The sequence below is a fragment of the Chelatococcus sp. KU-N122 genome (genome assembly GCF_055391085.1).
The window spans coordinates 1,759,335-1,785,263 of sequence record NZ_AP043981.1 but is presented as its reverse complement, the minus strand read 5'-3'; the positions used below and the strand labels follow the sequence as shown (position 1 = coordinate 1,785,263).

The 25,929-nt window shown below is 68.8% G+C and carries 25 protein-coding genes; 12 read left to right on the top strand and 13 right to left on the bottom strand.

Annotated features, from left to right (window positions below):
• Window positions 1–987 (top strand): type I pantothenate kinase, encoded by a 987-nt coding sequence (coaA, locus tag ACZ5PO_RS07910; protein WP_464192016.1) that lies wholly within the window; start codon window positions 1–3, stop codon window positions 985–987.
• Between the two features lie 210 nt (window positions 988–1,197).
• On the opposite strand, the gene ACZ5PO_RS07905 is transcribed toward coaA, so the two are convergent.
• The 4 genes from ACZ5PO_RS07905 to hemP all read right to left on the bottom strand — a co-directional run bounded on the left by ACZ5PO_RS07905 (window position 1,198) and on the right by hemP (window position 4,673).
• The gene (locus ACZ5PO_RS07905) at window positions 1,198–2,013 is read right to left on the bottom strand and encodes a heme ABC transporter ATP-binding protein (protein ID WP_464192014.1); all 816 of its coding nucleotides are present in this window, start codon (window positions 2,011–2,013) and stop codon (window positions 1,198–1,200) included.
• Window positions 2,010–3,110: a FecCD family ABC transporter permease gene (locus ACZ5PO_RS07900; protein ID WP_464192012.1), complete on the bottom strand. Its 1,101-nt coding sequence runs from the start codon at window positions 3,108–3,110 to the stop codon at window positions 2,010–2,012. The genes ACZ5PO_RS07905 and ACZ5PO_RS07900 overlap by 4 nt, the downstream gene beginning before the upstream one ends.
• Before the next feature lie 363 nt (window positions 3,111–3,473).
• Window positions 3,474–4,331 carry a heme/hemin ABC transporter substrate-binding protein gene (locus ACZ5PO_RS07895; protein ID WP_464192009.1) on the bottom strand — a complete coding sequence of 286 codons (858 nt, stop codon included), beginning with the start codon at window positions 4,329–4,331 and terminating at the stop codon, window positions 3,474–3,476.
• 159 nt (window positions 4,332–4,490) lie between these two features.
• The gene (gene hemP / locus ACZ5PO_RS07890) at window positions 4,491–4,673 is read right to left on the bottom strand and encodes a hemin uptake protein HemP (RefSeq protein ID WP_464196740.1); all 183 of its coding nucleotides are present in this window, start codon (window positions 4,671–4,673) and stop codon (window positions 4,491–4,493) included.
• A gap of 273 nt (window positions 4,674–4,946) precedes the next feature.
• Here hemP and ACZ5PO_RS07885 point away from each other — a divergent pair, with 273 nt between their 5' ends.
• Window positions 4,947–7,064, top strand: coding sequence for a TonB-dependent hemoglobin/transferrin/lactoferrin family receptor (locus ACZ5PO_RS07885; protein ID WP_464192007.1), 2,118 nt, complete (start codon window positions 4,947–4,949; stop codon window positions 7,062–7,064).
• 75 nt (window positions 7,065–7,139) lie between these two features.
• Window positions 7,140–7,472 carry an antibiotic biosynthesis monooxygenase family protein gene (locus ACZ5PO_RS07880; RefSeq protein ID WP_464192005.1) on the top strand — a complete coding sequence of 111 codons (333 nt, stop codon included), beginning with the start codon at window positions 7,140–7,142 and terminating at the stop codon, window positions 7,470–7,472.
• A gap of 157 nt (window positions 7,473–7,629) precedes the next feature.
• Here the strand turns inward: ACZ5PO_RS07880 and ACZ5PO_RS07875 are convergent, their stop codons facing one another.
• From ACZ5PO_RS07875 to ACZ5PO_RS07860, 4 genes are all read right to left on the bottom strand, one after another.
• Window positions 7,630–8,634 (bottom strand): adenosine kinase, encoded by a 1,005-nt coding sequence (locus tag ACZ5PO_RS07875; RefSeq protein WP_464192003.1) that lies wholly within the window; start codon window positions 8,632–8,634, stop codon window positions 7,630–7,632.
• Between the two features lie 107 nt (window positions 8,635–8,741).
• The gene (locus tag ACZ5PO_RS07870; protein ID WP_464192001.1) at window positions 8,742–9,299 is read right to left on the bottom strand and encodes a Smr/MutS family protein; all 558 of its coding nucleotides are present in this window, start codon (window positions 9,297–9,299) and stop codon (window positions 8,742–8,744) included.
• A 24-nt stretch (window positions 9,300–9,323) separates the two neighbouring features.
• Window positions 9,324–10,433: a murein transglycosylase A gene (mltA, locus tag ACZ5PO_RS07865; RefSeq protein ID WP_464191999.1), complete on the bottom strand. Its 1,110-nt coding sequence runs from the start codon at window positions 10,431–10,433 to the stop codon at window positions 9,324–9,326.
• Between the two features lie 139 nt (window positions 10,434–10,572).
• Window positions 10,573–11,298, bottom strand: a complete 726-nt coding sequence (locus tag ACZ5PO_RS07860; protein WP_464191997.1) for a Tim44/TimA family putative adaptor protein — start codon at window positions 11,296–11,298, stop codon at window positions 10,573–10,575.
• A 411-nt stretch (window positions 11,299–11,709) separates the two neighbouring features.
• On the opposite strand from ACZ5PO_RS07860, the gene ACZ5PO_RS07855 reads away from it, so the two are divergent.
• Both ACZ5PO_RS07855 and secB read left to right on the top strand, forming a co-directional pair.
• A complete protein-coding gene (locus tag ACZ5PO_RS07855; RefSeq protein ID WP_464191995.1) occupies window positions 11,710–12,780 on the top strand; it encodes a carboxylesterase family protein in 1,071 nt (356 codons plus the stop codon).
• 142 nt (window positions 12,781–12,922) lie between these two features.
• Window positions 12,923–13,414, top strand: coding sequence for a protein-export chaperone SecB (gene secB, locus ACZ5PO_RS07850; protein ID WP_464191992.1), 492 nt, complete (start codon window positions 12,923–12,925; stop codon window positions 13,412–13,414).
• Window positions 13,415–13,497: 83 nt separating this feature from the next.
• Here the strand turns inward: secB and dnaQ are convergent, their stop codons facing one another.
• The 5 genes from dnaQ to ACZ5PO_RS07825 are packed head-to-tail and all read right to left on the bottom strand — an operon-like array spanning window position 13,498 to window position 17,142.
• Window positions 13,498–14,208, bottom strand: a complete 711-nt coding sequence (gene dnaQ / locus ACZ5PO_RS07845; RefSeq protein WP_464191990.1) for a DNA polymerase III subunit epsilon — start codon at window positions 14,206–14,208, stop codon at window positions 13,498–13,500.
• A 26-nt stretch (window positions 14,209–14,234) separates the two neighbouring features.
• Window positions 14,235–14,849 (bottom strand): dephospho-CoA kinase, encoded by a 615-nt coding sequence (gene coaE / locus ACZ5PO_RS07840; protein ID WP_464191988.1) that lies wholly within the window; start codon window positions 14,847–14,849, stop codon window positions 14,235–14,237.
• A complete protein-coding gene (locus ACZ5PO_RS07835) occupies window positions 14,846–15,682 on the bottom strand; it encodes a shikimate dehydrogenase (RefSeq protein WP_464191986.1) in 837 nt (278 codons plus the stop codon). The genes coaE and ACZ5PO_RS07835 overlap by 4 nt, the downstream gene beginning before the upstream one ends.
• 4 nt (window positions 15,683–15,686) lie before the next feature.
• Window positions 15,687–16,307 (bottom strand): Maf family protein, encoded by a 621-nt coding sequence (locus ACZ5PO_RS07830; RefSeq protein WP_464191984.1) that lies wholly within the window; start codon window positions 16,305–16,307, stop codon window positions 15,687–15,689.
• A gap of 4 nt (window positions 16,308–16,311) precedes the next feature.
• Window positions 16,312–17,142, bottom strand: a complete 831-nt coding sequence (locus ACZ5PO_RS07825) for a pyruvate, water dikinase regulatory protein (RefSeq protein WP_464191982.1) — start codon at window positions 17,140–17,142, stop codon at window positions 16,312–16,314.
• Between the two features lie 392 nt (window positions 17,143–17,534).
• Here ACZ5PO_RS07825 and hemE point away from each other — a divergent pair, with 392 nt between their 5' ends.
• The 7 genes from hemE to ACZ5PO_RS07790 all read left to right on the top strand — a co-directional run bounded on the left by hemE (window position 17,535) and on the right by ACZ5PO_RS07790 (window position 25,701).
• A complete protein-coding gene (gene hemE, locus ACZ5PO_RS07820) occupies window positions 17,535–18,548 on the top strand; it encodes a uroporphyrinogen decarboxylase (RefSeq protein WP_464196738.1) in 1,014 nt (337 codons plus the stop codon).
• 2 nt (window positions 18,549–18,550) lie between these two features.
• Window positions 18,551–18,973 carry a protoporphyrinogen oxidase HemJ gene (gene hemJ, locus ACZ5PO_RS07815; RefSeq protein WP_464191980.1) on the top strand — a complete coding sequence of 141 codons (423 nt, stop codon included), beginning with the start codon at window positions 18,551–18,553 and terminating at the stop codon, window positions 18,971–18,973.
• Between the two features lie 155 nt (window positions 18,974–19,128).
• Window positions 19,129–20,442 (top strand): transcription termination factor Rho, encoded by a 1,314-nt coding sequence (gene rho / locus ACZ5PO_RS07810; RefSeq protein ID WP_464191978.1) that lies wholly within the window; start codon window positions 19,129–19,131, stop codon window positions 20,440–20,442.
• A gap of 559 nt (window positions 20,443–21,001) precedes the next feature.
• Entirely contained in the window at window positions 21,002–22,345 is a 1,344-nt protein-coding gene (mnmE, locus tag ACZ5PO_RS07805) for a tRNA uridine-5-carboxymethylaminomethyl(34) synthesis GTPase MnmE (protein WP_464191976.1), read from the top strand.
• Window positions 22,346–22,353: 8 nt separating this feature from the next.
• The gene (gene mnmG / locus ACZ5PO_RS07800) at window positions 22,354–24,231 is read left to right on the top strand and encodes a tRNA uridine-5-carboxymethylaminomethyl(34) synthesis enzyme MnmG (protein WP_464191974.1); all 1,878 of its coding nucleotides are present in this window, start codon (window positions 22,354–22,356) and stop codon (window positions 24,229–24,231) included.
• Entirely contained in the window at window positions 24,228–24,881 is a 654-nt protein-coding gene (gene rsmG / locus ACZ5PO_RS07795) for a 16S rRNA (guanine(527)-N(7))-methyltransferase RsmG (RefSeq protein ID WP_464191972.1), read from the top strand. Before mnmG ends, rsmG begins: the two co-directional genes overlap by 4 nt.
• Window position 24,882: 1 nt before the next feature.
• On the top strand, window positions 24,883–25,701 hold the full coding sequence (locus ACZ5PO_RS07790) for a ParA family protein (RefSeq protein WP_464191970.1): 819 nt from the start codon (window positions 24,883–24,885) through the stop codon (window positions 25,699–25,701).
• The last annotated feature ends 228 nt before the right edge of the window (window positions 25,702–25,929 follow it).

Below are 25,929 nucleotides of genomic sequence, written 5' to 3'. Positions count from 1 at the left end.
ATGGACGATATGACGCCCGAAGCCTTGAAACCGCCGTCCACCCTGGACGATGAGCTTTCGCCGTTCCGCATCTTCCGGCGCGACGAATGGGCCAAGCTGCGTGCCGACACGCCGATGACCCTGACGGGCGAGGAGGTCATGCGGCTGCAATCGCTGAACGACCCGATCTCGCTCGAGGAGGTCATCGCGATCTATCTGCCGCTGTCGCGCCTGCTGTCGCTCTACGTCGCGGCGACGCAGGGGCTGTTCAAGGCGACCCAGCGCTTCCTGCTGGCCGAGCGGGAGAGCAAGGTCCCCTACATCATCGGCATCGCCGGATCGGTGGCCGTGGGCAAATCGACCACGGCGCGCATCCTGAAGGCGCTGCTGGCGCGCTGGCCCAACACGCCGAAGGTCGACCTCGTCACCACCGACGGGTTCCTCTACCCCAACGCCGAGCTCGAGCGCCTGGGGCTGATGGAGCGCAAGGGCTTCCCGGAGAGCTACGATACCCAGCTGCTGCTGCGCTTCCTCGGCGACATCAAGGCCGGCAAGCGCAATGTCGCGGCACCCGTCTACTCGCACCTCGTCTACGACGTGGTGCCGGGCGAGGCCACCATCGTCGACCGGCCGGACATCCTCATCGTCGAGGGCCTGAACGTGCTGCAGCCGGCACGGCTGCCGCGCGACGGCAGCGACATCCCGTTCGTGTCGGACTTCTTCGACTTCTCGGTCTATCTCGATGCCGACGAGGACTCGCTGCACGAGTGGTACGTCAGCCGCTTCATGCGCCTGCGCGAGACGGCGTTCCGCGATCCCCAGTCCTACTTCCGCAAATACGCCTCGGTGAGCGAAGGCGAGGCTTTGCAGATGGCCGAGCGGCTGTGGAGCCGCATCAACCTCGTCAACCTGCGCGACAACGTGCTGCCGACGCGCCGGCGCGCCAGCCTGATCCTGCGCAAGGGTGACAGCCACCGCATCGAAGAAGTGGCGCTGCGGCGGCTGTGAGCCGGAAGCCGGTTCTGTAGATGTCGAGGTTCACCCCCACCAGTCCCTCCCCTTCGGTCGGGACAGCCTCCCCACAAGGGGGAGAGGCGTTCGGCGGGCCGCCTCGCCCAACTTCCCCAGCTTAAAAAATGAGCCTCCTCCCTCCCCCTTGTGGGGAGGGATTAAGGGTGGGGGTGAACCTCAACGCTCAAAGCAAAGGCAGAAAGCCGCTCAACGATCACCGCCGGACATCGAGAATCCGTAGATCGCGGCGCCGTCGGCGCCGCGGAGAATCTCCGCCTCGACGGCGAACACCTCGCGGATCCGCGTCGCGCTCAAGGCCTGCTCCGGCGTGCCGGTGGCGACCAGGCGGCCGCCGCGCATCAGCACGACGCGGTCGGCCACCGCCGCCGCCAGGTTGAGATCGTGCAGCACCGCCAGCACCGCCAGGCCGTCGTCGGCCAGCCGCCGCGCCTCGCGCATCAGCAGCAGCTGATGGTGGATGTCGAGGCTGGCGGTCGGCTCGTCCAGGAACAGGGCCTGCCGCGGCGGCGCATCGGTCGCGGCCAGCCGGCCGGCGGCGAGCTGGGCGACGGTGCGGGCGAAGTGGACGCGCTGGCGCTCGCCACCCGACAGCGTCTGGTAGCTGCGGCCGGCGAGGTGGCCGACGTCGCCGCGGGCGAGCGCATCGCGCACCACCTCCTCCCGGCGGCGCGGCGGCAGGGCCCGTCCGACCACGTCGAGGCCGAGGCGCACCACCTCGCCGACGGTGAAGGGAAAGGCCAGGGCCGAGGCCTGCGGCAGCACGGCGCGGGCCGCGGCGAGGCGCCAGGCCGGCCAATGGCCGAGCTCCTGCCCCTCCCAGAGGACCCGCCCGCCGGTCGGCGCGAGCTCGCCGCAGGCGAGCTTGACGAGGGTCGACTTGCCCGCCCCGTTGGGACCGACGATGACCACCACCTCGCCCGGGACGAGCGTGAGCTCCGCCGCATCGACGAGCTTGCGCCCGCGCACGGCGTAGGATGTCTCATCGAGCGTCAGCAGGCTCATGACAACGCACCCTGGCCGCGGCGCAGCAGCAGCCACAGGAAGAACGGCGCGCCAACGGCCGCGGTGAGGATGCCGATCGGCAGCTCGGACGGCGCGACCAGCATCCTGGCCAGGATGTCGGCGCCGAGCAACAGCGCACCGCCCAGCAAGGCGCTCGCCGGCAGCAGCAGGCGGTGGTCGGGGCCGGCCACCAGGCGCACCAGGTGCGGCACGACGATGCCGACGAAGCCGATGGTGCCGCAGCTCGCCACCGCGGCGCCGACGCCGAGCGCCGTCAGCAGAATGGCGGCGGTCTTCACGCGCTCGATGGCGATGCCGATGTGGAACGCCTCGGCCTCGCCCAGCAGCAGGGCGTTCAGCCCCCGCGCCAGAAAAGGCATGAGCACGAGCACCGCCGCCACCGCCGGGGCGACGGCCGCGACCTTGGCCCAGGTCGCGCCGCCCAGGCTGCCGAGGGACCAGAAGGTCAGATCGCGCAGCTGCCGGTCGTCGCTGATGTAGACGAGCAGACCGGTGAGCGCGCCCGCCAGCGCCGCCAGGGCGACGCCCGCGAGCAGCATGGTGGTGACCGACGTGCGGCCCTCGCGCGTGGCGATGACATAGAGCGCCAGCGTCGTCACCAGGCCGCCGGCGAAGGCGGCGAGCGGCAGCAGCGCAAAGGGCACGCTGGCGCCGAGCGCGGCGAGCAGGCGATCGCCGACGACGATGGTGGCGGCCGCCGCCAGCGCGGCACCCGCCGACACGCCGACCAGGCTCGGATCCGCCAGCGGGTTGCGGAACAGGCCCTGCATCAGCGCGCCGGACACCGCCAGCGTGGCGCCCACCATCAGCCCCAGGACCGTGCGGGGCAGCCGGATATCGTACAGGATCAAGGCTTCGCGCGCCGAGGCCGGCGCGTCGGCGAGGCCGAGCCAGCCGGCGATGATCGACACGACGCGGCCGGGCGGGATCGAGACGGCGCCCGCCCCCATCGACACCACCGCAATGGCGGCACAGAGCAGCACCAGGGCCGCGAGCAGCGGGACGGCCCCGGGACGACGCGGACCCGTTGCGGCGCGGAGCGCTTCGGTGGAGGTCAACGGTGTGGATCTCGCCATCGTCAGCTATCGAACGCGAACATCTCGCCGGGCGGATTCTGCGCGCGCGCGGCGGTTGGACCCCACCCCCACCAGTCCCCTCCGCTTCGCCCGAGTGCGCTTCGCGCTTCTGATTCAAAAAGGGGTGGGGGCTCCAGCTGCTTTACGATTTCAGGCCGCTGCCCCCTCCACCATGCTCCGCATGGTCCCCCTCCCCCGCTACGCGGGTGAGGAGCAGGCCTCACCGCTTGATCCTCCCCTGCGCAGCGGGGGAGGGGGACCGCCGAAGGCGGTGGAAGGGGCGGTTCAGCCGCTCTGACGCCGCAGGACAATGACTTACGCTTCAACCCAAGCCTCCCTCGCCGATCCGATGGGACCCGCGGCCTATTTCGCGCCGGCGGGCGGCGTCGCGAGCTTGGGGTAGAACGCGACCATCAGATCGTGCGCCGCCGCCGGCGCCCGCGGCCCGAAGCCCAGCAGGTAGAGCCCTTCCATGGCGATCACCCGCTTGTTCTCTCCCGCCGGCGTCGCCGCCAGCGCCGGCTGCTTGAAGACGTCGGCCGGCGCCAGCGGCTGGCCCTGCCGTTCCATCATGACGATCACGTCGGGCGCCGCCGCCACGACCGCTTCCTCGGTCATCGGCTTGTAGCCCTCGAAGGCGTCGGCGACGTTCTCGCCGCCGGCGAGCTTGATCATGCCGTCGGCGCCGGTGCCGCGGCCGGCCACCAGCGGCCGGCCGTTCTGCAGGCTCATGACGAACATGGCGCGCACCGGCTTGCCGGCGATGCTACGGTCTTCGGCGAGCTTGGCGAAGCGCTCGCGGGTCGACTGGGCCAGGACGTCCGCCTTGCCGGTCTCGCCGGTCAGCGCACCGATGCGGACGATCCGCTCCACCACGCCCTCCGGCGTCGGCTGATCGGTGATCCGCTCGACCTTGACGCCGGCCTGCTCGATCAGCTTCAGCGCGTCGGGCGGCCCTGCCCCCTCCTGCGCGATGACCAGATCGGGCTGCAGCGACAGCACGCCTTCGGCCGACAGCTGGCGGACGTAGCCGACGTTCGGCTTCTTCGTCGCCTCGGCCGGATAGAGGCTCGTCGTGTCGACGCCGACGATGCGGTCGGCCAGCCCCAGATCATACAGGATCTCGGTCAAGGCGCCGCCGGCGACGACGATTCGCCTGGCTTCGGCCGCCGAAGCGGCCGTGGGCAGGAGCCACATCCCGGCGCAGAGCGCGCCGAGCATCGTGATCCAAAAGCCACATCGGCCCGGATTCAGGGCGCCGGAGCCCCCTTGGCGACGGGCCTGCCGCGGCGCGAGATCGGAATTCGGGGTGCTGTTCGTCATCGATCGCTCTGTGCCGGAAGTGGGCCGGCCGGCCACATGGCCCGCCGCCCGCGGGGTTCATTTGGTGAGAATGAGCTTGCCTTTGGAGGTCACACGCAACCGGTAGCGTTCATCATTGTGCACGATGATGACCTCGCGATTATCCGTAAATAGTTCCCGCGCCTCGACAATTCGGGGTGGGGACGGTGTCTGGCCGGCTTGTGCCGCCGCCGGGGCTGCTGGTCGTCGCCGTTGCTCCATCGCCTCCACTCTTTTGATCCAATCTAATGTAGAGTTTGGACCCACTCTAATCAGGCCATGCCATGCCATGTATTTCTTACTTTAGAAGACATAAAAACTGCGTCTCCCTGTGATTTGACTTGAGTAGGACAAGTATCTAGGGAAAGCAAACCGCCACGCTCTCGCGCAGCGGCTACCATTATAATGTAGCCAGCCAGCCACGCGGGTTGCCCGCAACCCCCCAAGCCAGCCAGCCAGAACAGCAAGAAATCGAACACGCTGGGGCTTCTCGCCATGCGCATCCGGTCAAGCGCCGCACTCTTCCTATCGGTATCCGTCCTCGCCATCTCGGCGGCCAAGGCCGAGGACGTCACGCTCGACACGATCAGCGTGACGGCGACCAGAACCGAGGAGCCGGCGATCGACGTCATGGGCGGCGCCAGCATCGTCAACAGCGCCCAGATCGAGCGCTTCCAGGCGAGCCGGCTGTCCGACACCCTGCGCGACGTGCCCGGCGTCTGGGTGCAGGAGAACGCCAACGACCCGGCCCAGGCGATCAACATCCGCGGCCTGCAGGACTTCGGCCGCGTCGCCGTGTTGATCGACGGCGCCCGCCAGAACTTCCAGGTCAGCGGCCACAACGCCAACGGCCAGTTCTACCTGGACCCGGAGTTCATCAGCCAGATCGACGTGACCCGCGGCCCGATCGCCAACACCTACGGCTCCGGCGCCATCGGCGGCGTCGTGCTGTTCAAGACCCGCGGCATCGACGACCTGCTGAAGCCGGACGAGAAGGTCGGCATCTCGCAGAAGGGCATGCTCGGCACCAACGGCGCCGGCTTCCTCAGCAGCACCATGGCCGGCGCCCGCCTCGGCCCGAACGTCGACGTGTTCGGCCAGTTCCTGACGCGTGAGACCTACAACTACAAGGACGGGCGCGGCGACGTGATCGCCGATACCGGCAACGAGATCGTCGGCGGCCTGTTCAAGGTCAACGTGCGGCCGGCGGAAGGCCACGAGGTCTCGCTCAGCGCATTCCGCCAGAAGTTCGAGTTCGACAACAACGGCTCGAGCAACCAGGGCGCCCGCTTCGGCGACGTGCTCAACACCGAGACCTACACGCTCGGCTACCGCTTCACCCGGCCGGACACGCCGCTCGTCGACCTCAACGTCAAGCTCTACGACAACAAGTACCACATGTCGCAGCGCTACCTGGCGGATTCGTCGAGCGGCATCTACGGCATCCTCGGCGCCAAGCCCGGCCTCAGCCGGATCATCTACGACCTGGAGACCAAGGGCTTCGACATCTTCAATACGTCGCGCTTCGACACGGGGGCCTTCTCGCACGCCCTCACCTACGGCGGCGACGGCGTGTGGGACAACGTCAAGAACTTCGACACCGCCGGCGGCTACGGCTCGGCGCTGACCCCGTCCGGCGAGCGGCAGCTGAACGGCGCCTACATCCAGGACGAGATCCGCTACGGCAACTGGCTGCGCGTCCTCGGCGGCGCGCGCTACGACTACTACAAGCTGTCGAGCCCGGTGAACACCAGCGACGGCAGCCGCGTCTCGCCGAAGATCACCCTCGGCATCACGCCGATCACCGGCATCGAGTTCTACGGCACCTATGCGGAAGCCTATCGGGCGCCGTCGATCACCGAGACGCTGATCCAGGGCGTCCACCCGTTCCCGGCGTTCAAGCTGCTGCCCAACCCCTACCTCCGCCCGGAAACCGCCCACAACCTGGAAGCCGGCGTCAACGTCAAGTATAACAATATCTTCACGGCCGGCGACAGCTTCCGCGCCAAGGCAACGATCTTCCGCAACATCGTCGACGACTATATCGAGCTCGAGAACGCCTCGACATCGACTTTGGTCATCTTCATTCCGGGGGCGCCGACCTCGCTCTGCAACCGCATCCCCGGCGCCTTCCGCAGCGGCGTCTGCATGTACATGGCCGACCAGCAGTACCAGAACATCGCCAAGGCGAAGCTGACCGGCGCCGAGCTGGAAGCCGCCTACGACTGGGGCTGGGGCTTCATCTCGGCGGCGGGCACCTACGTCGAAGGCAAGAACGAGCAGACCGGCTACGGCCTCACCACCGTGCCGCCGAACCGGGTCTCCAGCACCGTCGGCTTCCGCTTCCTCGACAACCGGCTGACCGTCGGCGGCCGTGTGACCGGCGTGGCGGCGAAGACCGCCGGCGACCTGCCCCCGGGCTCGGCCATCCTGCCGACCAAGGCCTACGGCCTGGTCGACCTGTTCGCCTCCTACAACTACAACGACTGGGTGCGGGCCGACATCAGCATCCAGAACCTGTTCGACAAGCAGTACGTCCAGTATCTGAACTACGAGGCGAGCGCGGGCTTCCAGGCCAAGTTCGGCCTTACGGTCAAGTTCGCTTCCAAGTAAGCTGGCCGCGGCCGCGGCGTGGCTTCGAGCCGACGCCGCCAACTCACGGTCGCGAGCCCTGTTAAGGAGAGATGCATGTTCATTGCCATGAACCGGTTCAAGGTCCTCAAGGACGCCGTCAAGGACTTCGAGAACGTCTGGCTCACGCGCGAAAGCTTCCTGACCGAGCTCCCCGGCTTCATCGAGTTCCACATGCTGCGCGGCCCCGAGAAGGAGGACCATGTCCTCTACTCGTCGCACACCACGTGGGCGTCGCGGGCGGATTTCGAGGCGTGGACGAAGTCGGAGCAGTTCCGCAAGGCGCACCATCGCGCCGGCGAGAACAAGCCGATGACCACGGGCCATCCGGAGTTCGAAGGCTTCGAGGTGTTCCAGACGGTGCGCCACGTGCCGCAGGCGGCGGAATAATCGACAGGCGCGGCACGCGCGTTATGGCCGGGCTTGACCCGGCCATCCATCCACTTGAAAAACAACAACATTCGGTCAGCCCTGTCGGGCTGACGTAGCTCGCTTTGATGAATGGCCGGGTCAAGCCCGGCCCTGACGGCGTGCGACAGGCACCGCCCTACTGAGACAGCAGCCCGTTCTCAGCCGCGAGGTCCTCGAGCCGCCGCTCCGGTCGCGCGCCCAGGTGCTGGATCACCTCGGCTGCGGCCAGCGCGCCCAGCCTGGCGCTGGTGACGGCGTCGGCGCCCTGGGCGAGGCCGACGAGGAAGCCCGCCGCAAACAGGTCCCCCGCCCCCGTCGTATCCACCAGCCGATCGATCGGGAACGCGGCGACTGCCTTCGTCTCCTCGCGGGTCACCAGCAGCGAGCCGCGCTCGGAGCGCGTGATCACGCCGAGCACCGGGCTCCGGCGCAGCGCCGCGACGGCGGTATCGATGTCGGACGTCTGATACAGGCTCTTCAGCTCGTGCTCGTTGGCGAACAGGATGTCGACGACGCCGTCGTTCACCAGCCGCAGGAACTCGTCGCGATAGCGATCGACGCAGAAGGCGTCGGATAGGGTCAGGGCGACGCGGCCGTCGCCCGCATGGGCGATCTCCGCCGCCTTGAGGAAGGCGAGCTTGGCCTCGGGCGGATCCCACAGGTAGCCTTCCAGGTAGACGATCGCCGACGCGTCGACGACCGCCTTGTCGATATCCGCCGGGCCCAGGCCTTGGCCGGCGCCCAGATAGGTGTTCATCGTCCGCTCGCCATCAGGCGAGACCAGGATGAAGCAGCGACCGGTGGCCGGTCCCTGAGTCGCCGCCGGCGTCTCGAAGGCGACGCCGATGGCGTGCAGGTCGTGGGCGAAGACCTTGCCCAGCTCGTCGTCGCGCACCTTGGCGATCAGCGCGCCGCGTCCACCGAAGGAGGCGACGCCGGCGATGGTGTTGGAGGCCGAGCCGCCGGACACGGTGACGGTCGGGCCCATGGCCGCGTAGAGCGCCTCGGCCCGCTCCTCGTCGATGAGCTGCATGGCGCCCTTGAGGACCTTCTGGGCGAGGAGAAAATCGTCGTCGGCAGGGGCCAGGATATCGACGAGGGCATTGCCGATGCCGAGGACGTCGTGGCGCTTCAGGGTCATGCGAGGGTTCCGGCGCTGGGGCTGTCGGCCCGCTGTAGCAAACCCTGCGCTGAGGCCAAAGCGTCGGCCGGTTCTTTCGGGTCGATCGACGCCGGGCAAAGGGGCCTTCAGCCGCGCGGTGCCCGGCGCAGGCGCACGTAGAGGGCGCCGCTGCCGCCGTGGCGCTGGCCGGCCTCCTCGAAGCCCGCGACCAAGGCGCGCAGCTCGGGCTGCGTCAGCCAGTGCGGCACCAGGCGGCGCAGCACGCCGCGCTCGCCGGGGCGGCCGATGTCGAGCTCGGCACCGCCCTTGCCGGTGATCACCAGGACGATGCGCTCGCCGCGGCGGCCGGCATCGACCACGAACCGCACCAGCGCCCGATGGGCTTCGTCCTGGCGCAGGCCGTGCAGGTCGAGCGCGGCATCGATCGGCAGCGCGCCCCGCTTCAAGGCCAGGCGCAGCCGCCGCTCCAGCGGCCCGGCCGGCGCGGGGCCCAGGCGTCGTGCGGCGGCGGTTTCCGCCCGGCGCTCGCCGGCCGCGGCCGTGGCAGCGGCGGCAATGGGCTCGGGCTCCGGTTGCGGCTCGGCGATGCGCGGCCGCCCGGCGAGCGGCGTCACCGAGCGCGTCACATGCGCCCACAGCGCCAGCTCGTCGCGGCGGAGGTTGCGGTTGCGTCGTCCCGCCATGGTCGCCGCTCCAGCGCGAAGCCGTCAGCTCGCCGCGGCGGCTGCCGGCAGCAGCACGACGAGCTGCGCCGGCTCCCGGACCAGGCCGGCCAGCAGACCGGCGACCGCGCCGCTGCCCATGAAGATGTCGCCTCGCGCCGGCCCCTGGATCGCCGAGCCGGTGTCCTGGGCGACGAGCAGCCGCGCGAACGGCTCGCGCTCGCCATCGGGTCGGGGCAGGGCCGTCGTCACGAACATCGGCAATCCATAGCTCCAGATCGATCTGTCGACGGCAAGGCTGCGCAGCGGCGTCAGCGGCACGCCGGCGCCGCCCACGGGCCCGTCGTCGGGCTCCAGCTCGTCCGCCGGCCTGAAGAAGATGTAGGACCGGTTCTGCCGCATGAGGAGACGGCCTTCCACCCGGTTCGCCTTGAGCCAGGCGTAGAACTTGTCCGCGGTCATGGCGGCGGGCGCCACGCCAAGCCTGTCGACGAGCAGCTTGGCGGTGGAGGTGTAGGGATGACCATTGCGGCCGGCGTAGGCGAAGCGCCGGACGCGGCCGTCATCGAGGCGCACCCGGACCGATCCCTGGATATGCGCCATGAACAGATCGACCGGGTCGAGATAGACCAGCGGTGTGGCAGCTGCTCCAAGCGCACCGTCCTCGATCGCCGCCCGGTCGGGATAGGGCTCGAGCGCCGGCGCGCCCGTGGGCACGGCCCGCCAACGCGCGGCGGTCAGCGCCGGATCGACGTCGGCGGGGCGGTTGGCGGCGGTCAGCTGCACGAGGTCGGCGGGCCGGGCCAGAAGCGGGGCGGAACAGACCGCCGTGGGCCGCGACGAGCCCGCGATCTCAGGCTCGAAATAGGCGGTGACGAAGCCCGTCGCCGTCACCGCGAACGGCCTGAACCGGGTCTCGAAGAAGCGGCGCGCGGCGGCGCCGTCGAGCTCGCCGCCGTCGAGCGCTGCACGGCAGACATCGGCGAGTCCCGCTGGAGCCGGGCCGGCGGCCCGCACGGGGCCGGCATCGGCCATGACGAGCCGGCAGGTCTTGCGGAAAACGGCGAACGCTGCCGCGTGGTCGTCCGCCGCCCATCCCGCCACGGCCGCGTAACCCGTCGGCTCGAGCTCGACGCCCGCCAGCTGTGCAGCCATGATCGGGACGGGGCCTAGAGCATGTCCCGATCAGATCTGATCATCTGATCGGGACATGCTTCACGTTCTTGAATCCGGAGCGCTCCCCTTGCGATCGGGTGAGCCCACGCGATCGCCAGATGCTCGAGGCCCCTGCGGCTCATTGTCCCGATTCGGTCGCGACCAACTGCCAGTTCGGGTCCTTCGCCCCAAGCGTGCGGGCGAACGTCCACACATCCGTGACGTCGACGACGGTATCGGGGCTGCCGTCGACGACGGCGCCGGCGGCGTTGCGTGTCACCGTGATCAGCTTGGAGGTGAAGCGCACCGTGACCTGGGCGTTGCGACCCTTCACCTCGACGCCCGTAACCTCGGCATTGTCCACCGAGACGAACGTCGTTTCAGCCCGCTCGCCGCGCTTCTCGCGCTCGGCGATGGCGCCTTCGAAACCGTCGAACACCTCGCGCGACAGCAGGCCCTTCAGGGTGCGGCGGTCACCGGACGCGAAGGCGGTCACGATCGCCTCGTAGGCCGCCTTGGCGCCTTGGACAAAGACGCGGCCGTCGAACGAAGGCTCCTGTGCAACGACGGCATCGAGGCCGCTCGCCACCGCCGAGCCGGGCTCGGCCAGCCCCTTCCAACGCTCCTCCGGCGGGATCTCCACCGCCGGCGCCGCGTTGGTGCCGGGAAGCTGGACCACGTTGTCGTCCCGCCGGTCGGCAGTCGCCTGCTCCGGCTTGGGCAACGGCGGCTCCCGGCGGGCGAAGGGATCCGTCGGCGGCCGTTCGCTGCCGGTGCGCTGGCCGAGGACCGAGCGCAGCCGCCAGATGACGAACACCGCGAGGGCGAGGAATATGATCGTCGTCAGATCGAAAGAATCTTGCATGGTCGAGGACGTTTAGAGCACGGTGGCAAGATGGGGCCGTCGATCCCCGCGAAGGCAAACCTGAGGTGGGGACGATTGCATGCCCTAACTCTCTGAAATCGATCACGTCCATCCGCGCGGGCCAGTCGACCCCACTCGCAACGTGATCTGGGTGATCGTACAGGAGATCGCAACGTGCCGCCACCGCGGCCATTGGTTCCACGCCCCTTACGGCGCCTCCCGGTCGGGCTCGGGCCACCCGATCGGCAAGCGCTCCGAAGCGAGAACGGATGGTCTTCGCCCAAGAGCATATAATGACGCCCGGCCTAACATCCACCGGCGGCGGCGACAAGCGGCAGCCGTTGCGCGATGCGCTCCGGGCATGCAGGGGTTCGAGGCCGATGCCGCCCAACGGCTGACGGGGAGGATGTGGTGGACGACCGCGCGATCGACGACCTCGTGGCCCTGCTGCCGCCGCTGCTCGAGACCCTGGAGGGGCTCGGCTTCGTGGCCCGCCACCTGAATCCGCCGGACTTCGCCGGCCTCTTGGAGGCTGTCGGCAGCCCGGACGAGCCGCTGCGCAGCGCGCGGGCGCGCCTGGCGTCCTGGCCGGATGCGCTCGCCCACGTGCGCACCGTGCTGGAAGCCGCCAGCGATGCGGCGGTCGCGGCTTTCGACGGCCTGCGGGCGGCCAATGCCCAAAACGACCTGTGGGCGGTCTACAGCGCGTTGCGATATCTGCCCCGCGCCCAGGAAGCCCTGTACCCGCTGGCGGCGCGCCTGCCGCCGGTCAGCCGCTTCTTCATGGAGCCGGCGGTTCGAGGCGACGCCGACCTCGAAGCCCGTATCGCCCGTAGCGAGCCGCGCGGCGACACCGGCATCGCGCACGTCGGCAACGAGCCCGGCTCCCGCGGCGGCTTCTCGATGTACGTGCCGGAGTACTACACGCCTGACACCGCCTGGCCGCTCGTCGTCGCGCTGCACGGCGGCAACGGCAACGGCAGGGGCTTCCTCTGGAGCTGGCTGCGCGATGCCCGCAGCCACGGCGCGATCCTGCTGTCGCCCACCGCGACCGGACGGACCTGGGCGCTGGCCGGCCCGGACACGGATACGCCCAACCTCATGCGCATCCTCGACCGCGTCCGCGCCGGCTGGAACATCGATCCCGAGCGCCTGCTGCTGACCGGCATGAGCGACGGCGGCACGTTTACGTACGTGAGCGGGCTGGAGCCGGGCTCGCCGTTCACCCATCTCGCGCCGGTCGCCGCAGCCTTTCACCCCATGCTGGCCCAGATGGCTGAGCCGGAGCGGATCCACGGCCTGCCGATCCACCTCGCCCACGGCGTCCTGGACTGGATGTTCCCCATCGAGGTCGCGCGCCAGGCGCGGCAGGCCCTGGAGGCCGCCGGTGCCGCCTTGACCTACCGGGAGATCGACGATCTGAGCCACACCTATCCGCGGGAGCTGAACCCGGTGATCCTGGACTGGCTGCGCACGACCTGAGAACCGCCGGCGGCGGCGCTCGATCGCCGAGGCCGAGCTTGTCGACCACCCCGTTCCGTGTTAGCCGCCGACCGCCTTCGACACCCGCGGCCCCAGGCATCTGCAACGACCGCGGGCAGCCGCACCGAAACGAGGACCTCCCATGTCTGATCCCTCCATCAACGGCGGACCCTTGTGGCAGGGCGATCCGAATGGTCCCGCGCTCAACGCGCTGGCGCAGTACACGCGCGATCTCTCGTTCGAGAACCCGAACGCGCCGCGCTCGCTCACGCCCCAGAACAAGCAGCCGCAGATCTCGATCCAGGTGAACGTCGGCGCCAAGCAGCTGGCCGACGCCGATTTCGAGGTCGAGCTGAAACTCGAAGGCAATGCCGCCATCGATGGCGAGACGCTGTTCGCCTTCGAGCTGACCTATTGCGGCATCTTCCGCGCCCTGAACATCCCGGCGGAAAACCTGCACCCGGTCATCATGATCGAGTGCCCGCGCCTGCTGTTCCCGTTTGCCCGGCAGATCGTGGCGGACGCGGTGCGCGGCGGCGGCTTCCCGCCGCTCTACGTCGACCCGATCGATTTCGCTGCGCTCTACCGCGACCGCGCCGGCCAGTTCGCCCAGGCTCCCGCCCAGGCGCAGTAAGGTCTTTCCTTCTCGATGGATGGCCGGGCTTGACCCGGCCATCCATCCAGGAACGAGCATCAGCCCGGAAGGGCTGCCACTGTTCAGCTCAGGTCGATATACTCGCGCCAGATGGCAGCTTCGCCGAGGCTCGCGACGAATGCCGCGTGCGCGGCAAGCTCGTCAGCATTGACGAGCGGCGCCAGCGGCGCCGGCCGCTGCAGTGTGGGCGCACGGGCGCCGCGCGCGCCGCCCGTGCCGGCGGAGCCGGCCAGCATGGGCGAGAGATCGAACCCCGCCTGGCGGCCGCCGATCAGCTCGATATAGACCTCCGCGAGGATCTCCGAATCGAGCAGCGCTCCGTGCTTGGTGCGGCGGGAATTGTCGATGCCGTAGCGCGAGCACAGCGCATCCAGGCTGTTGCCGGCACCGGGGTGGCGCCGCCGCGCCAGTGCCAGCGTGTCGAGCACGCGCGCCGCCGCCACCGGCGGGCGCCCGACACGGGCGAACTCCGCGTTGATGAAGCCGACGTCGAAGGCCGCGTTGTGGATGATCAGCATGTCCTCGCCGATGAACTCGGCGAATTCGGCGGCGAGGTCGGCGAAGACCGGCTTCTCCTTGAGAAAGTCCTCGCTCAGCCCGTGCACGGCGAAGGCCTCCGCCGGCATGGACCGCTCCGGATTGATGTAGAGATGGAGGTTGCGGCCGGTCGGGAAGTGATTGATCAGCTCGACGCAACCGATTTCGACGATGCGATCGCCGTTGTTCGGCTCGAGGCCGGTGGTCTCGGTGTCGAGAACGATTTCACGCGTCACGGGCCACCTTTGCCGCCGGGCTTGCTTCAGGAAACGATCGTCGCGATCCGGCCGGTGCGGCCGGCCAGCGCCCGCAGAATATCGTCGACTTGCCGGCTGGCGGCAGCAAAGCCGCGCCCGGTGTCCACAATGAAATGCGCCCGGGCACGCTTGATCGCGTCCGGCACCTGTTTCACGTGAATCAGCTCGAACTTCTCGGCCGTCATGCCCGGCCGCGCCAGGACCCGCTGGCGCTGAACCGCGGCCGGCGCGCTCACCACCACCACCGCGTCGCAGCGCCCCTCGCCGCCGGTCTCGAACAGCAGGGGAATGTCGAGCACCGCGACGGGCAGCGACCGCCTGGCCGCATCGGCGAGGAAATCCAGCTGCGCCCCGCGCAGCAGCGGGTGGACGATCTGCTCCAGGCGCTTCAACGCCACATCGTTGCCGAGCACGGCGGCACCGAGCTTCTGGCGATCGACGACGCCGTCCGCCGTCGTGCCGGGAAAGGCGGCTTCCACCAGCGGGGCGGCGGCGCCCCGGTAGATCGCGTGCACCGCCGCGTCGGCGTCGTAGACCGGCGCGCCCCGCTGCCGGAACATGGCGGCGGTGGCCGATTTACCCATGCCGATCGATCCGGTGAGGCCAAGCACAAACGTCATCGTGATCCCTCGATATCGGCGACGAGCATGGCGCGCAGCTCCTCGGTCACCTGCGGCCGGACGCCGAACCAGCGCTCGAAGCCCGGCACCGCCTGGTGCAGCAGCATGCCGAGGCCGTCGACGGCGGTGAGGCCACGGGCTCGGGCCTGGGCCAGCAGTTGCGTCTCCAGCGGCACATAGACGATGTCGTAGACCGTTGCGCCGTCCGGCAACGGCGAAAGGTCGATGGCCAGCGGCGGCTGGCCGGTCAGGCCGAGCGAGGTGGTGTTGACCAGCAGGCCGGATACGGCCAGGGCGGCGGCAAGGTCGCGCCACGATGCCGGCCGGACGCATGGCCCGAAGGACTGCGCCACTTGCGCTGCCCGCTCCACCGAGCGGTTGACGACGTGAACCGTGTCGACGCCGCGTGCGAGAAGCCCGTGGATCGCGGCGCGGGCGGCCCCCCCCGCACCCAGCACGGTGACCGTCGCGGCACGATCCCGCCACTCCGGGGCGGCCTGGTCCAGGTTGGCCATGAAGCCGGCCACGTCGGTGTTGTCGGCCTTGAGCTGCCCCTCCTCCAGCCACAGCGTGTTGGCCGCGCCGAGCGCCGCCGCCACCGGCGTCAGCTCGTCGACCATCGCCGCAACGGCCTCCTTGTGCGGCACGGTGACGTTGCAGCCGCGCCAGCCGCCGCCGCGCAGCTCGGCAACGAAGGCCGGCAGCTCCGCCGCGGTGACGTGACGGCGGCCGTAGCTGCCGTCGATGCCGTGATGGTCGATCCAGTAGCCGTGGATCAACGGCGACCGGGAATGGGCGATCGGATCGCCGATGACGCAGGCCTGCAGGGTCATGATATCACCTCGCCAACGCCCCGAGGCGCCGCAGCGCATCGAGCAGCGGCAGCAGCGGCAGGCCCAGGATGGTGAAATGGTCGCCGCTGATGGACTGGAACAGCTGCACCCCCAGGCCTTCGACCTGGTAGCCGCCGACGCTGCGCGTCACCGCCTCGCCGACGCTTGCGACGTAGCGATCGATGAAGGCAGCGGATAGCGGCCGCACGGTCAGCTCCGCGTCCGAGCGCAGCTCGGCCAGGACCTCGCCGTCGCGCACCAGCGCCGCTGCCGAATGCAGCGTGTGGGCGCGGCCGGCGAGTGCCGCGAGCTGTGCCGCGGCGGCCGCGGCATCACGGGGCTTGTCGTAGACCTCGCCGGCGCAAGCCAGGGTCTGATCGGCGCCGAGCACCAGGCGCCCGGGCGACCGCCGGCCCACGGCCAGCGCCTTTTCGCGAGCCAGCAATGCCGCGATGCCCGGCGCGGGTGTGGCCGCCGCGCGGGCGGCGGCGTCCACCGCCCGTTCGTCTACATGAGGCGCCATGGTCTCCACCGGCAGCCCGGCGGCGCGCAGCATGTCGCGCCGGGTCGCACTGGTCGAGGCGAGGAGCAGCGGCTGGGGGTCGAGCCAGAAGGGATCGGTCACGGCATCACGTCGCGATGAAGGTGAACTGGTGCTCACGGTAGAGATCGAGGATGGCGGCGGCCGTCTCCTCGATGGAGCGGCGCGTGACATCGATGACCGGCCAGCGATTGCGCAGGCAGATCCGCCGCGACTCGGAGATCTCGTCCGACACCGCCTGCCGGTCCACATAGGAGGAGCGATCGTTGGCGTTGAGGCTGAGCAGCCGGTTCTGTCGGATCTGCACGATGCGCTCCGGGCTCGCGACGAGGCCGACGACGAGCGGCCGCCGCACGTTCTCGAGCTTGGGCGGCAGCGGCGCGCCGGGCACGTAGGGCACGTTGGCGGTCTTGATGCCGCGATTGGCGAGGTAGATCCCGGTCGGCGTCTTGGAGGTGCGGCTGACGCCGAACAGCACCACGTCGGCCTGGTCGAGGTCCTCGTGCATCTGCCCGTCGTCGTGGAGCAGCGTATAATTCATGGCGTCGATGCGCTTGAAGTACTCGGCGTTGAGCACGTGCTGGGCGCCCGGCCGCGCCTGCGACGAAGCGCCGAGGTAGGACTGGAACATGTTGAGCACCGGCGCCAGCACCGACAGGCAGGGCGAGCTGGTCTCCCGACACACCTCCTCGAGCGCCGTGGCGAGCTCTTCGTCGACCAGCGTGTAGAGCACCATGCCGGGCGCAGCCTGAATGCCGCCGATCGCCCGATCGAGCTGCTGGCGCGAGCGCACGAGCGGGTAGACGTGCTCGATCGCGGCAACGCCCTCGTACTGCGCCGATACGGCCCGGCTGACCGCGATGAGGGTTTCGCCGGTCGAGTCGGAGACGAGATGGAGATGAAAGAAGCTGCGGTTCACGGAAGGCTTCCGACGACGGAGCGGGGGACAACTCTGCGCGTCTGTGGACGGCGCCGCGAGTCGAAGCGATCGCGGCGCGCCACTTTGGCGTGGCGGGGGACTGCGATCAACAGCACCGAGCCTGTGTCGTGCCGGCCTGGGGATGGCGGGACGAATCGGGACGGGGCGCGACAAGCGCCGGCGAGGAGGTTAACAAATCGTTAATCGGTCTGCCTTTGCGCTGCCGGCCGCCGGGCCGCATGGGTCGCCGTTTTGACGCAGGCGCCTGGGGAACGATTGTGGACAGCCCTGCGCCGCGCTAATCCGCCGTCCAACAGAAACTACAGAGTCCAGATTCAAAGATATTTTTAGGAGAAGGGTCGCCTGTGCCTAACGCCGAGACGTCACCCTTCATGCGGGCGCTCCGCGGTGAACGCAGCGAGACGCCGCCGCTGTGGCTGATGCGTCAGGCCGGCCGCTACCTGCCGGAGTATCGCGAGCTGAGGGCCAAGGCGCCGAGCTTCCTCGAATTCTGCTACACGCCCGAGCTCGCCGCCGAAGCGACCCTGCAGCCGATAAGGCGCTTCGGCTTCGACGCGGCCATTCTGTTCTCGGACATCCTTGTCATCCCGGATTCGCTCGGCCAGCGCGTCCGCTTCGTGGAAGGCGAGGGGCCGCGGCTCGACCCGGTCACCGATGGCGGTGCCCTCCGTCTGCTCGATGGCGATCCAGGGCGGCTGGACGCCGTGCTGGAGACCGCCCGCCGGGTGCGCGGCAGCCTGGGACCCGAGACGGCCGTGATCGGCTTCTGCGGCGCGCCCTGGACGGTTGCCAGCTATATGATCGCCGGCAAGGGCACGCCGGACCAGGCGCCGATCCGGCTGACGGCCTACCGCGATGCGGATTTCCTGCAGGCGATGATCGACCGGGTGGTCGAGGCCTCGGCGCGCTATCTGGTCGGACAGATCGATGCCGGCGTCGATGCCGTGCAGATCTTCGAGAGCTTCGGCGGCGCCCTGCCGCCGGCGCTGTTCGAGCGGTGGTCGTTCGATCCGGTCATGCAGCTGGTGCGTCACGTGAAGCGCGAGCGCCCGCATGCGGGCGTCATCGTCTTCGCCCGCGGCGTCGGCGACAGGCTCACACGCTTTGCCGCGGAGCCCGACGTCGACGTTCTCGGCCTCGATTGGTCGATCGATCCGGCCTGGGCCGCGGATGCGCTTCAGCCACGGGTGACCGTGCAGGGCAATCTCGATCCGCTGGCGCTGGTGGCGGGCGGGGCGGCGCTCGACGAAGCCGTCGAGCGGATCCGCAGCGCCTTTGGCGGCGGCCCACACATCTTCAACCTCGGTCACGGCATCCAGCCGGAGACGCCGATCGCGCATGTCGAGCGCCTGGTCGAGCGGGTGCGGGCGGGCAGGGGCGGCTAGGCATGTACGACTGGTTCAAGGCGCTTCACGTGATCGCCGTGATCGCCTGGATGGCGGGGATGCTCTATCTGCCGCGGCTCTTCGTCTACCACGCGGCGGCGGCGCCCGGCTCGGAGCTGTCGGAGACCTTCAAGGTGATGGAGCGCCGGCTGCTCCGCGGCATCGTGACCCCGGCGGCGATCGCCACCCTGGTCTTCGGCCTCGTCGTGCTGTTCCAGGGCGAATGGTGGCGGTTCGGCTGGATGCACGCCAAGCTGACATTGGTGCTGCTGATGTTCGCCCTGCACGGCTATCTGGCGCGCACGGTGCGGGTCTTCGCCGCCGACGGCAACCGGCGAAGCGCCAAATTCTACAAGTACGTCAACGAGATACCGACGGTCCTGATGATTCTGATCGTGCTCCTGGTGGTGCTCAAGCCGTTCTGAACAGGTTTTGGCTTGAGCGGACGCTCAAAACGGGGTATCGAGGACGGGTCTTTCCCCAGACGAGTCGGCGTAAGCGGTCCACCCGCTTCATTTCCGTGACGCCGATTGTGGTCGCGCCCCGCGCGCGTGATCCCATTGATTTACCCATCACACATATGCCGCGGTCGGTCCCCGACGCGGCTCATCCGCGAGAGCTTCCCCCCATGCGGGAGATCAAACTACAGGACCTCAAGTCCAAGACGCCGACCGAGCTGCTCGCTTCGGCCGAGGAGCTGGAGGTCGAGAACGCTTCGATCCTGCGCAAGCAGGAGTTGATGTTCGCCATCCTCAAGCAGCTCGCCGCCCGCGAGACCGACATCATCGGCGAGGGCGTGGTCGAGGTGCTGCAAGACGGCTTCGGCTTCCTACGCTCGTCCGATTCGAATTATCTGCCCGGTCCCGACGACATCTATATCTCGCCGTCGCAGATCCGCCGCTTCGGGCTGCGTACGGGCGATACGGTCGAGGGGCCGATCCGTGGGCCGAAGGAGGGCGAGCGCTATTTCGCCCTGCTCAAGGTCAACACGATCAACTTCGAAGACCCGGAAAAGATTCGCCACAAGGTCCACTTCGACAACCTGACGCCGCTCTATCCGGACGAGCGGCTGCGGCTCGAGGGCGAGGACCCGACGCGCAAGGATTTTTCGGCGCGCATCATCGATATCGTCTCGCCGATCGGCAAAGGCCAGCGCGGCCTGATCGTGGCGCCGCCGCGCACCGGCAAGACGGTGCTGCTGCAGAACATCGCGCAGTCGATCACCAACAATCACCCCGAGTGCTACCTGATCGTGCTGCTCATCGACGAGCGGCCCGAGGAGGTCACCGACATGCAGCGCTCGGTGAAGGGCGAGGTCATCTCGTCGACCTTCGACGAGCCGGCCGCCCGCCACGTGCAGGTCGCGGAGATGGTGATCGAGAAGGCCAAGCGCCTGGTCGAGCACGGCCGTGACGTCGTCATCCTGCTCGACTCGATCACCCGCCTCGGCCGCGCCTACAACACCGTGGTGCCGTCGTCCGGCAAGGTGCTGACCGGCGGCGTCGACGCCAACGCGCTGCAGCGGCCGAAGCGCTTCTTCGGCGCCGCCCGCAACATCGAGGAGGGCGGCTCCCTCACCATCATCGCCACGGCGCTGATCGACACCGGCAGCCGCATGGACGAGGTGATCTTCGAAGAGTTCAAGGGCACCGGCAACTCGGAAATCATCCTCGACCGCAAGGTGTCCGACAAGCGCACCTTCCCGGCCATCGACATCACCCGCTCCGGCACCCGCAAGGAAGAGCTGCTCGTCCCGGCCGACATCCTCAAGAAGATGTACGTGCTGCGGCGCATCCTCAACCCGATGGGCACGGTCGACGCGATCGAGTTCCTGCTCGACAAGCTGCGGCAGACGAAGTCGAATTCCGAGTTCTTCGACTCGATGAATACGTAGGCTCGGCCCCCGCAAGTCGATTCGCTTTGGGAACGGTATCGGAGCCTGCGCTCGTATAGACGGATAGAGGGCACAGGCGGTTCTGCCAGTGTCGTGGCGGTTGGAGCCGACCCCCCACCAGTTCCTCCGCTGACGCTCGGGACAGCCTCCCCACAAGGGGGAGGCTATTTGGACTGCCCGACTTGCCAACCTTCCCAAGGCTGTAAGCAACTGCTCCACCCTCCCCCCACGAAGTGGAGGGTAGGGGGTGGGGGCGGTCCAGCTTGCGTTGCGCTTTCAGAACACGAGCTCGCTGCAAGCCGCGCCTGTCTCATCGACTGGCGCTCTTCGCTCGTCGCCAAGTCCTCGGATAGGTTACCTTGTGGCGTGGGGTACGCGGAAACGCCCTTGGGCATGGTCCGGCTCCAGCTGCCGCGCCGCTGCTCCGCCGCAGGCGAGAGTGGCCGAAGCCTGACCGGCCGTCTATCTCTTCATCTCAGCATCGGGTTTGCCTCGGAACCGGTGTGCTCCCAGACCGGACGTCCCTGCCCGGTCGCGCAGCGATGTCGCGGTGATTCATGTGAAACACCCTGTGATTCGTGATGGTGATACCATCTGCGCGCCGGCGACAGCGCCGGGCCGCGCAGCGCTGGCTATTGTCCGCATCTCGGGCCCGCAGACTCGATTCGTCCTCGAAACATTAGCGGGCGAGCTTCCACAGCCGCGCTACATGAGCCTTCGACGGCTGCGGGATGGGCGGGGCGACGTGCTCGACGCAGCCCTCGTCGTGCTGTTTCCCAAGCCGGCGAGTGCCACCGGCGAGGATATGGCCGAGCTTCACCTGCACGGCGGCACCAGCGTCCTGGCGGCGGTGATGGCGGCGCTCGCGGCGCTGCCGGGGGTGCGGCTGGCGGAGCCCGGCGAGTTTACCCGGCGCGCCGTTCTGGCCGGCAAGCTCGACCTGACCGAAGCTGAGGCGATCGCCGATCTGGTCGATGCGGAAACCGACGGCCAGCGGCGGCAGGCGCTGCGCCAGCTCGATGGGCGGCTCGGCCGGGCGGTCGAGGACTGGCGCGATGGCCTGATCGGCGCGCTGTCGCGCGTCGAAGCGGACCTGGATTTCTCGGACGAGGCGGACGTGGGCGACGAGCTGATCGGCCCAGCGATCGCCGAAGCGATATCGATTCGGACCCAGATCGAATCCGCACTGGCCGACAACCGCATGGGCGAACGTGTCCGCGAGGGATTCACGGTGGTCATTGCCGGACCGCCCAACGCGGGCAAGTCGACGTTGCTCAACCACCTAGCCGGACGTGATGTCGCCATCGTGTCGCCGTACCCGGGCACGACGCGGGATATGCTTGAGGTGCGCTGCGACCTTGGCGGCCTGCCGATCACGCTGATCGATACGGCGGGGGTGCGGCACTCCCACGAGCCGATCGAGCGCGAGGGCATCCGGCGGGCCGCCGCCCGTATGAGTGACGCGGATCTCGTGCTATGGCTCACGGCGAGCGACGATGTCCGCATGAACACCCCTGGGGACACCCCTGCCGGTGCCCTCGCCGTGCGGACGAAGAGCGATCTCGATCGAGAGTCCGGGACCGCGGGCGACGCCGTGTCGGTCTCGGCCCTGACGGGTGGCGGCATTGACGATCTCTTGGCGGAGATCGAACGTCGCTTGCGGGCGATGGTGGGGCCGGGATCAAGCTTAATCACGCGCGACCGGCATCGGCACGCGCTGAGAGACACACGAGAGGCCCTCGCGCGCCTGAGCGCTGATCATGCGGTCGGCGCGCGTTTGTACCCGGAGCTGATCGCGCAGGATCTGCGCGATGCGGTCCAGGCGCTGGGGCGCATCACCGGCCACGTGGGCGCCGAGGAGATCCTCGATCGGATCTTTTCGTCGTTCTGCATCGGAAAATAGTTAACGGAATGTTTCACGTGAAACCTGCCCTGTTCGACGTGATCGTGATCGGCGGCGGCCACGCCGGGACGGAGGCAGCAGCGGCGGCTGCGCGGTTTGGCGCGCGGACGGCGCTGGTGACGCAGCGCGCCGCCACGATCGGCGCCATGTCCTGCAATCCGGCCATCGGCGGGCTGGGTAAGGGCCACCTCGTGCGGGAGATCGACGCCCTCGACGGCATCATGGGCCTGGCGGCGGATCGGGGTGGCATCCAGTTCCGTCTGTTGAACCGGCGCAAGGGTCCTGCCGTCCGCGGGCCCCGCGCGCAGGCGGACCGCAAGCTCTACGCCGCGGCCGTTCAGGATCTGCTGGAGCGACAGGAGAACCTCACGATCGTCGAGGCGGAGGCGACGGAGATCATCATCGATGACGGGCGGGTCGCGGGCCTGGCGCTGGCCAACGGCGATCGATTCGGCTGCGCAACACTTGTCATCACCACCGGCACGTTCCTCAATGGGTTGACCCACGTCGGCGAGGTCAAGGTTCCGGCCGGCCGGAGCGGCGAGCCGCCGGCGCTGCATCTGGCCCGTTCGATCCGCGCGCTGGGTCTGCCCATGGGGCGCCTCAAGACCGGCACGCCGCCGCGCCTCGATGGGCGCACCATCGATTGGGCGAGCCTGGACCGGCAGGAGGGCGACGATCCGCCGGAGCCCTTCTCGGCCATGACCGAGCGCATCACCAACCCGCAGATCGCCTGCGGCGTGACGCGAACGACGACGGGCGGCCACGAGCTGATCCGCGCCAACCTGCATCGGGCGCCGATGTACTCCGGCGAGATCACCGGCCGCGGTCCGCGCTATTGCCCGTCGATCGAGGACAAGGTGGTGCGCTTTGCCGACCGCGACAGCCACCAGATCTTCCTGGAGCCGGAGGGACTGGACGACTCGACCGTCTATCCCAACGGCATCTCCACTTCATTGCCGGAGGACGTGCAGCACGCCTTCCTCGCCACCATTCCGGGCCTTGAGCGAGCCCGGATGCTGCGGCCGGGCTACGCCGTGGAGTACGATTTCGTCGACCCCCGCGCTCTGGATCCGACGCTGGAGCTGCGCACGGTTCAGGGGCTTTTTCTGGCCGGGCAGATCAACGGCACGACCGGCTACGAGGAGGCAGCCGCCCAGGGGTTGGTCGCCGGGCTCAATGCGGCGCGTGTGGCCGGCGGCGCTGAGCCGATCGCCTTCGATCGCACCGAGTCCTACCTCGGTGTGCTCATCGACGATCTCGTCACCCACGGCGTGACCGAGCCTTACCGCATGTTCACGTCGCGGGCCGAATATCGCCTGTCGCTGCGGGCCGACAACGCCGACGAGCGCCTCACCCCGAAAGGTATCCGGCTCGGCTGCGTCGGCCGGCCGCGGCAGGATGCCTTCCTGGCCAAGGCGAGCGCGCTGGAACAGGCGCGGGCGCTGCTGCGGTCGGTCAGCCTCACGCCGTCCGAGGCAGGCCGCCATCAGCTGTCCCTGAACCAGGACGGCGTCCGGCGCTCGGCGCTGCAGCTGTTGTCTCACCCAGGCATCACCATCGACCGCTTGAGCGCGATCTGGCCGGCGCTGGCCGACATTGGCCCGCATCTGCGCGACAGGCTCGAGACCGACGCCATCTACGCCGTCTACCTGGACCGGCAGGCGACGGATATCGCCGCATTTCGACGCAGCGAGAGCGTCGCGCTGCCGGCGGGCCTCGACTTCAACCTGCCGGGCCTGTCCGCCGAGCTGCGGCTGAAGCTCGAGGCGACACGACCGGTGACCTTGGGGCAAGCATCGCGCATCGAGGGCATGACGCCGGCGGCCCTGACGCTGCTCGCTGCCCTGGCGCGGCGCGAGCGTTCCGCCGGACCGGCCGCGTGAAGCGGGATCGTTTGGCGGCCGACCCCGCCGGCGACCGTCGGCGGGCGTTGGCCATTCGCCCGGTTTCACGTGAAACGGAAGAGCGCCTGGCCCGGCTGGAGAGCGAGCTGCGGCGCTGGCAGATGGTCAAGAACCTGGTCGGGCCGGACACGCTGAACCGGGTATGGACGCGCCACATCGTCGATTCCGCCCAGCTGTTCGACATCGTCCCCGACGCCCGACGCTGGCTGGATCTCGGCTCCGGCGGCGGCTTCCCGGGGCTGGTGCTGGGCATTCTGCTCGCCGAGGTCGGCGGCCATATCGACCTTGTTGAGTCGAATGGCCGCAAGTGCGCTTTTCTCCGACATGCCGCGCGAATCACGGGGGCCTCTGCTACAATCCACGAAGCCCGCATCGAAGACTGCGTCACGCGCTTTGTGGGTCAGACCGATGTCGTCACGGCGCGCGCGGTCGCCTCGCTCGACGTCCTGCTTGGCTGGACCAAAGACTTGTTGAGAACTGGCACAGTTGCACTGTTTCCCAAGGGTCAAGATGTAGAGACTGAGTTGACCCAGGCCACTAGATCTTGGAAACTTGATGCAACATTGGTCCAAAGCTTGACGGATTCAGCGGGCCGCATCGTGTTCGTTCGGGGCCTGGAGGGCTCTTAAAATGACCATTTCTGCTACGCCTTTGCCGCGGGTGCTTGCGCTGGCAAACCAGAAGGGCGGCGTCGGCAAGACGACCACCGCCATCAATCTCGGCACCGCGCTCGCGGCCATCGGCGAGCGGGCGCTGATCGTCGATCTCGACCCCCAGGGCAATGCCTCGACGGGCCTGGGCATCGATCGCAAGAGCCGGCGGCTGTCCACCTACGACGTCCTGATCGGCGAGGCCCGGCTGGTGGACTGCGCGCTCGAGACGGCGGTGCCGAACCTCGCCGTCGCCCCCTCGACGCTCGATCTCCTGGGCGTCGAGCTGGAGATCGCCAGCGAGAAGGATCGGGCGCATCGCCTGCGGCGCGCCGTCGAGGCGCTGAGCCGCGACGGCCAGGAGCGGCCGTTCGACTACATCCTCGTCGACTGCCCGCCGTCCTTCAACCTGCTCACCATCAACGCCTTGACGGCCGCCGACTCGGTGCTGGTGCCGTTGCAGTGCGAGTTCTTCGCGCTGGAGGGTCTGAGCCAGCTGCTGAAGACGGTCGAGCAGGTCAAGACGGCCCTCAACCCGCGGCTCACCATTCACGGCGTCGTCCTCACCATGTTCGATCCCCGCAACAATCTGTCGGGCCAGGTCGTCGACGACGTGCGCAAGTACATGGGCAGCAAGGTCTACGATACGGTCATCCCCCGTAACGTCCGAGTCTCCGAGGCGCCGTCGCACGGCAAGCCGGCGCTGCTCTACGACTTCAAGTGCTCCGGCTCGCAGGCCTATCTCAAGCTGGCCTCCGAGGTCATCGCCCGCGAGCGCCAGATCCGCACGGCGGCGTGAGAGGCGCGCGGCGTCTCACCTGCACGCGCGACGTCATGGCTCGCGACGTCATGGCCGGACTTGATCCGGCCATCCATCGATTCGAAAAAAGCTCCGGCCTGTCGCGGCTGGTCATAGGCGATGGTTCCGAGCGGATGGCCGGGTCGAGCCCGGCCATGACGTGCCGGACGTGACCTCGACAGCGGCTTGGCGCACGTCGTCATGCCGCACGAGAAGACGAGGAGAAGA

What these genes read in the sequence shown, in the direction of transcription:
- coaA (WP_464192016.1), top strand. Translation starts at nt 1, where the DNA reads ATGGACGATATGACGCCCGAAGCCTTGAAACCGCCGTCCACCCTGGAC.
- ACZ5PO_RS07905 (WP_464192014.1), bottom strand. Translation starts at nt 2,013, where the DNA reads ATGAGCCTGCTGACGCTCGATGAGACATCCTACGCCGTGCGCGGGCGC.
- ACZ5PO_RS07900 (WP_464192012.1), bottom strand. Translation starts at nt 3,110, where the DNA reads ATGGCGAGATCCACACCGTTGACCTCCACCGAAGCGCTCCGCGCCGCA.
- ACZ5PO_RS07895 (WP_464192009.1), bottom strand. Translation starts at nt 4,331, where the DNA reads ATGCTCGGCGCGCTCTGCGCCGGGATGTGGCTCCTGCCCACGGCCGCT.
- hemP (WP_464196740.1), bottom strand. Translation starts at nt 4,673, where the DNA reads ATGGAGCAACGGCGACGACCAGCAGCCCCGGCGGCGGCACAAGCCGGC.
- ACZ5PO_RS07885 (WP_464192007.1), top strand. Translation starts at nt 4,947, where the DNA reads ATGCGCATCCGGTCAAGCGCCGCACTCTTCCTATCGGTATCCGTCCTC.
- ACZ5PO_RS07880 (WP_464192005.1), top strand. Translation starts at nt 7,140, where the DNA reads ATGTTCATTGCCATGAACCGGTTCAAGGTCCTCAAGGACGCCGTCAAG.
- ACZ5PO_RS07875 (WP_464192003.1), bottom strand. Translation starts at nt 8,634, where the DNA reads ATGACCCTGAAGCGCCACGACGTCCTCGGCATCGGCAATGCCCTCGTC.
- ACZ5PO_RS07870 (WP_464192001.1), bottom strand. Translation starts at nt 9,299, where the DNA reads ATGGCGGGACGACGCAACCGCAACCTCCGCCGCGACGAGCTGGCGCTG.
- mltA (WP_464191999.1), bottom strand. Translation starts at nt 10,433, where the DNA reads ATGGCTGCACAGCTGGCGGGCGTCGAGCTCGAGCCGACGGGTTACGCG.
- ACZ5PO_RS07860 (WP_464191997.1), bottom strand. Translation starts at nt 11,298, where the DNA reads ATGCAAGATTCTTTCGATCTGACGACGATCATATTCCTCGCCCTCGCG.
- secB (WP_464191992.1), top strand. Translation starts at nt 12,923, where the DNA reads ATGTCTGATCCCTCCATCAACGGCGGACCCTTGTGGCAGGGCGATCCG.
- coaE (WP_464191988.1), bottom strand. Translation starts at nt 14,849, where the DNA reads ATGACGTTTGTGCTTGGCCTCACCGGATCGATCGGCATGGGTAAATCG.
- ACZ5PO_RS07835 (WP_464191986.1), bottom strand. Translation starts at nt 15,682, where the DNA reads ATGACCCTGCAGGCCTGCGTCATCGGCGATCCGATCGCCCATTCCCGG.
- hemE (WP_464196738.1), top strand. Translation starts at nt 17,535, where the DNA reads ATGCGGGCGCTCCGCGGTGAACGCAGCGAGACGCCGCCGCTGTGGCTG.
- hemJ (WP_464191980.1), top strand. Translation starts at nt 18,551, where the DNA reads ATGTACGACTGGTTCAAGGCGCTTCACGTGATCGCCGTGATCGCCTGG.
- rho (WP_464191978.1), top strand. Translation starts at nt 19,129, where the DNA reads ATGCCGCGGTCGGTCCCCGACGCGGCTCATCCGCGAGAGCTTCCCCCC.
- mnmG (WP_464191974.1), top strand. Translation starts at nt 22,354, where the DNA reads ATGTTTCACGTGAAACCTGCCCTGTTCGACGTGATCGTGATCGGCGGC.
- ACZ5PO_RS07790 (WP_464191970.1), top strand. Translation starts at nt 24,883, where the DNA reads ATGACCATTTCTGCTACGCCTTTGCCGCGGGTGCTTGCGCTGGCAAAC.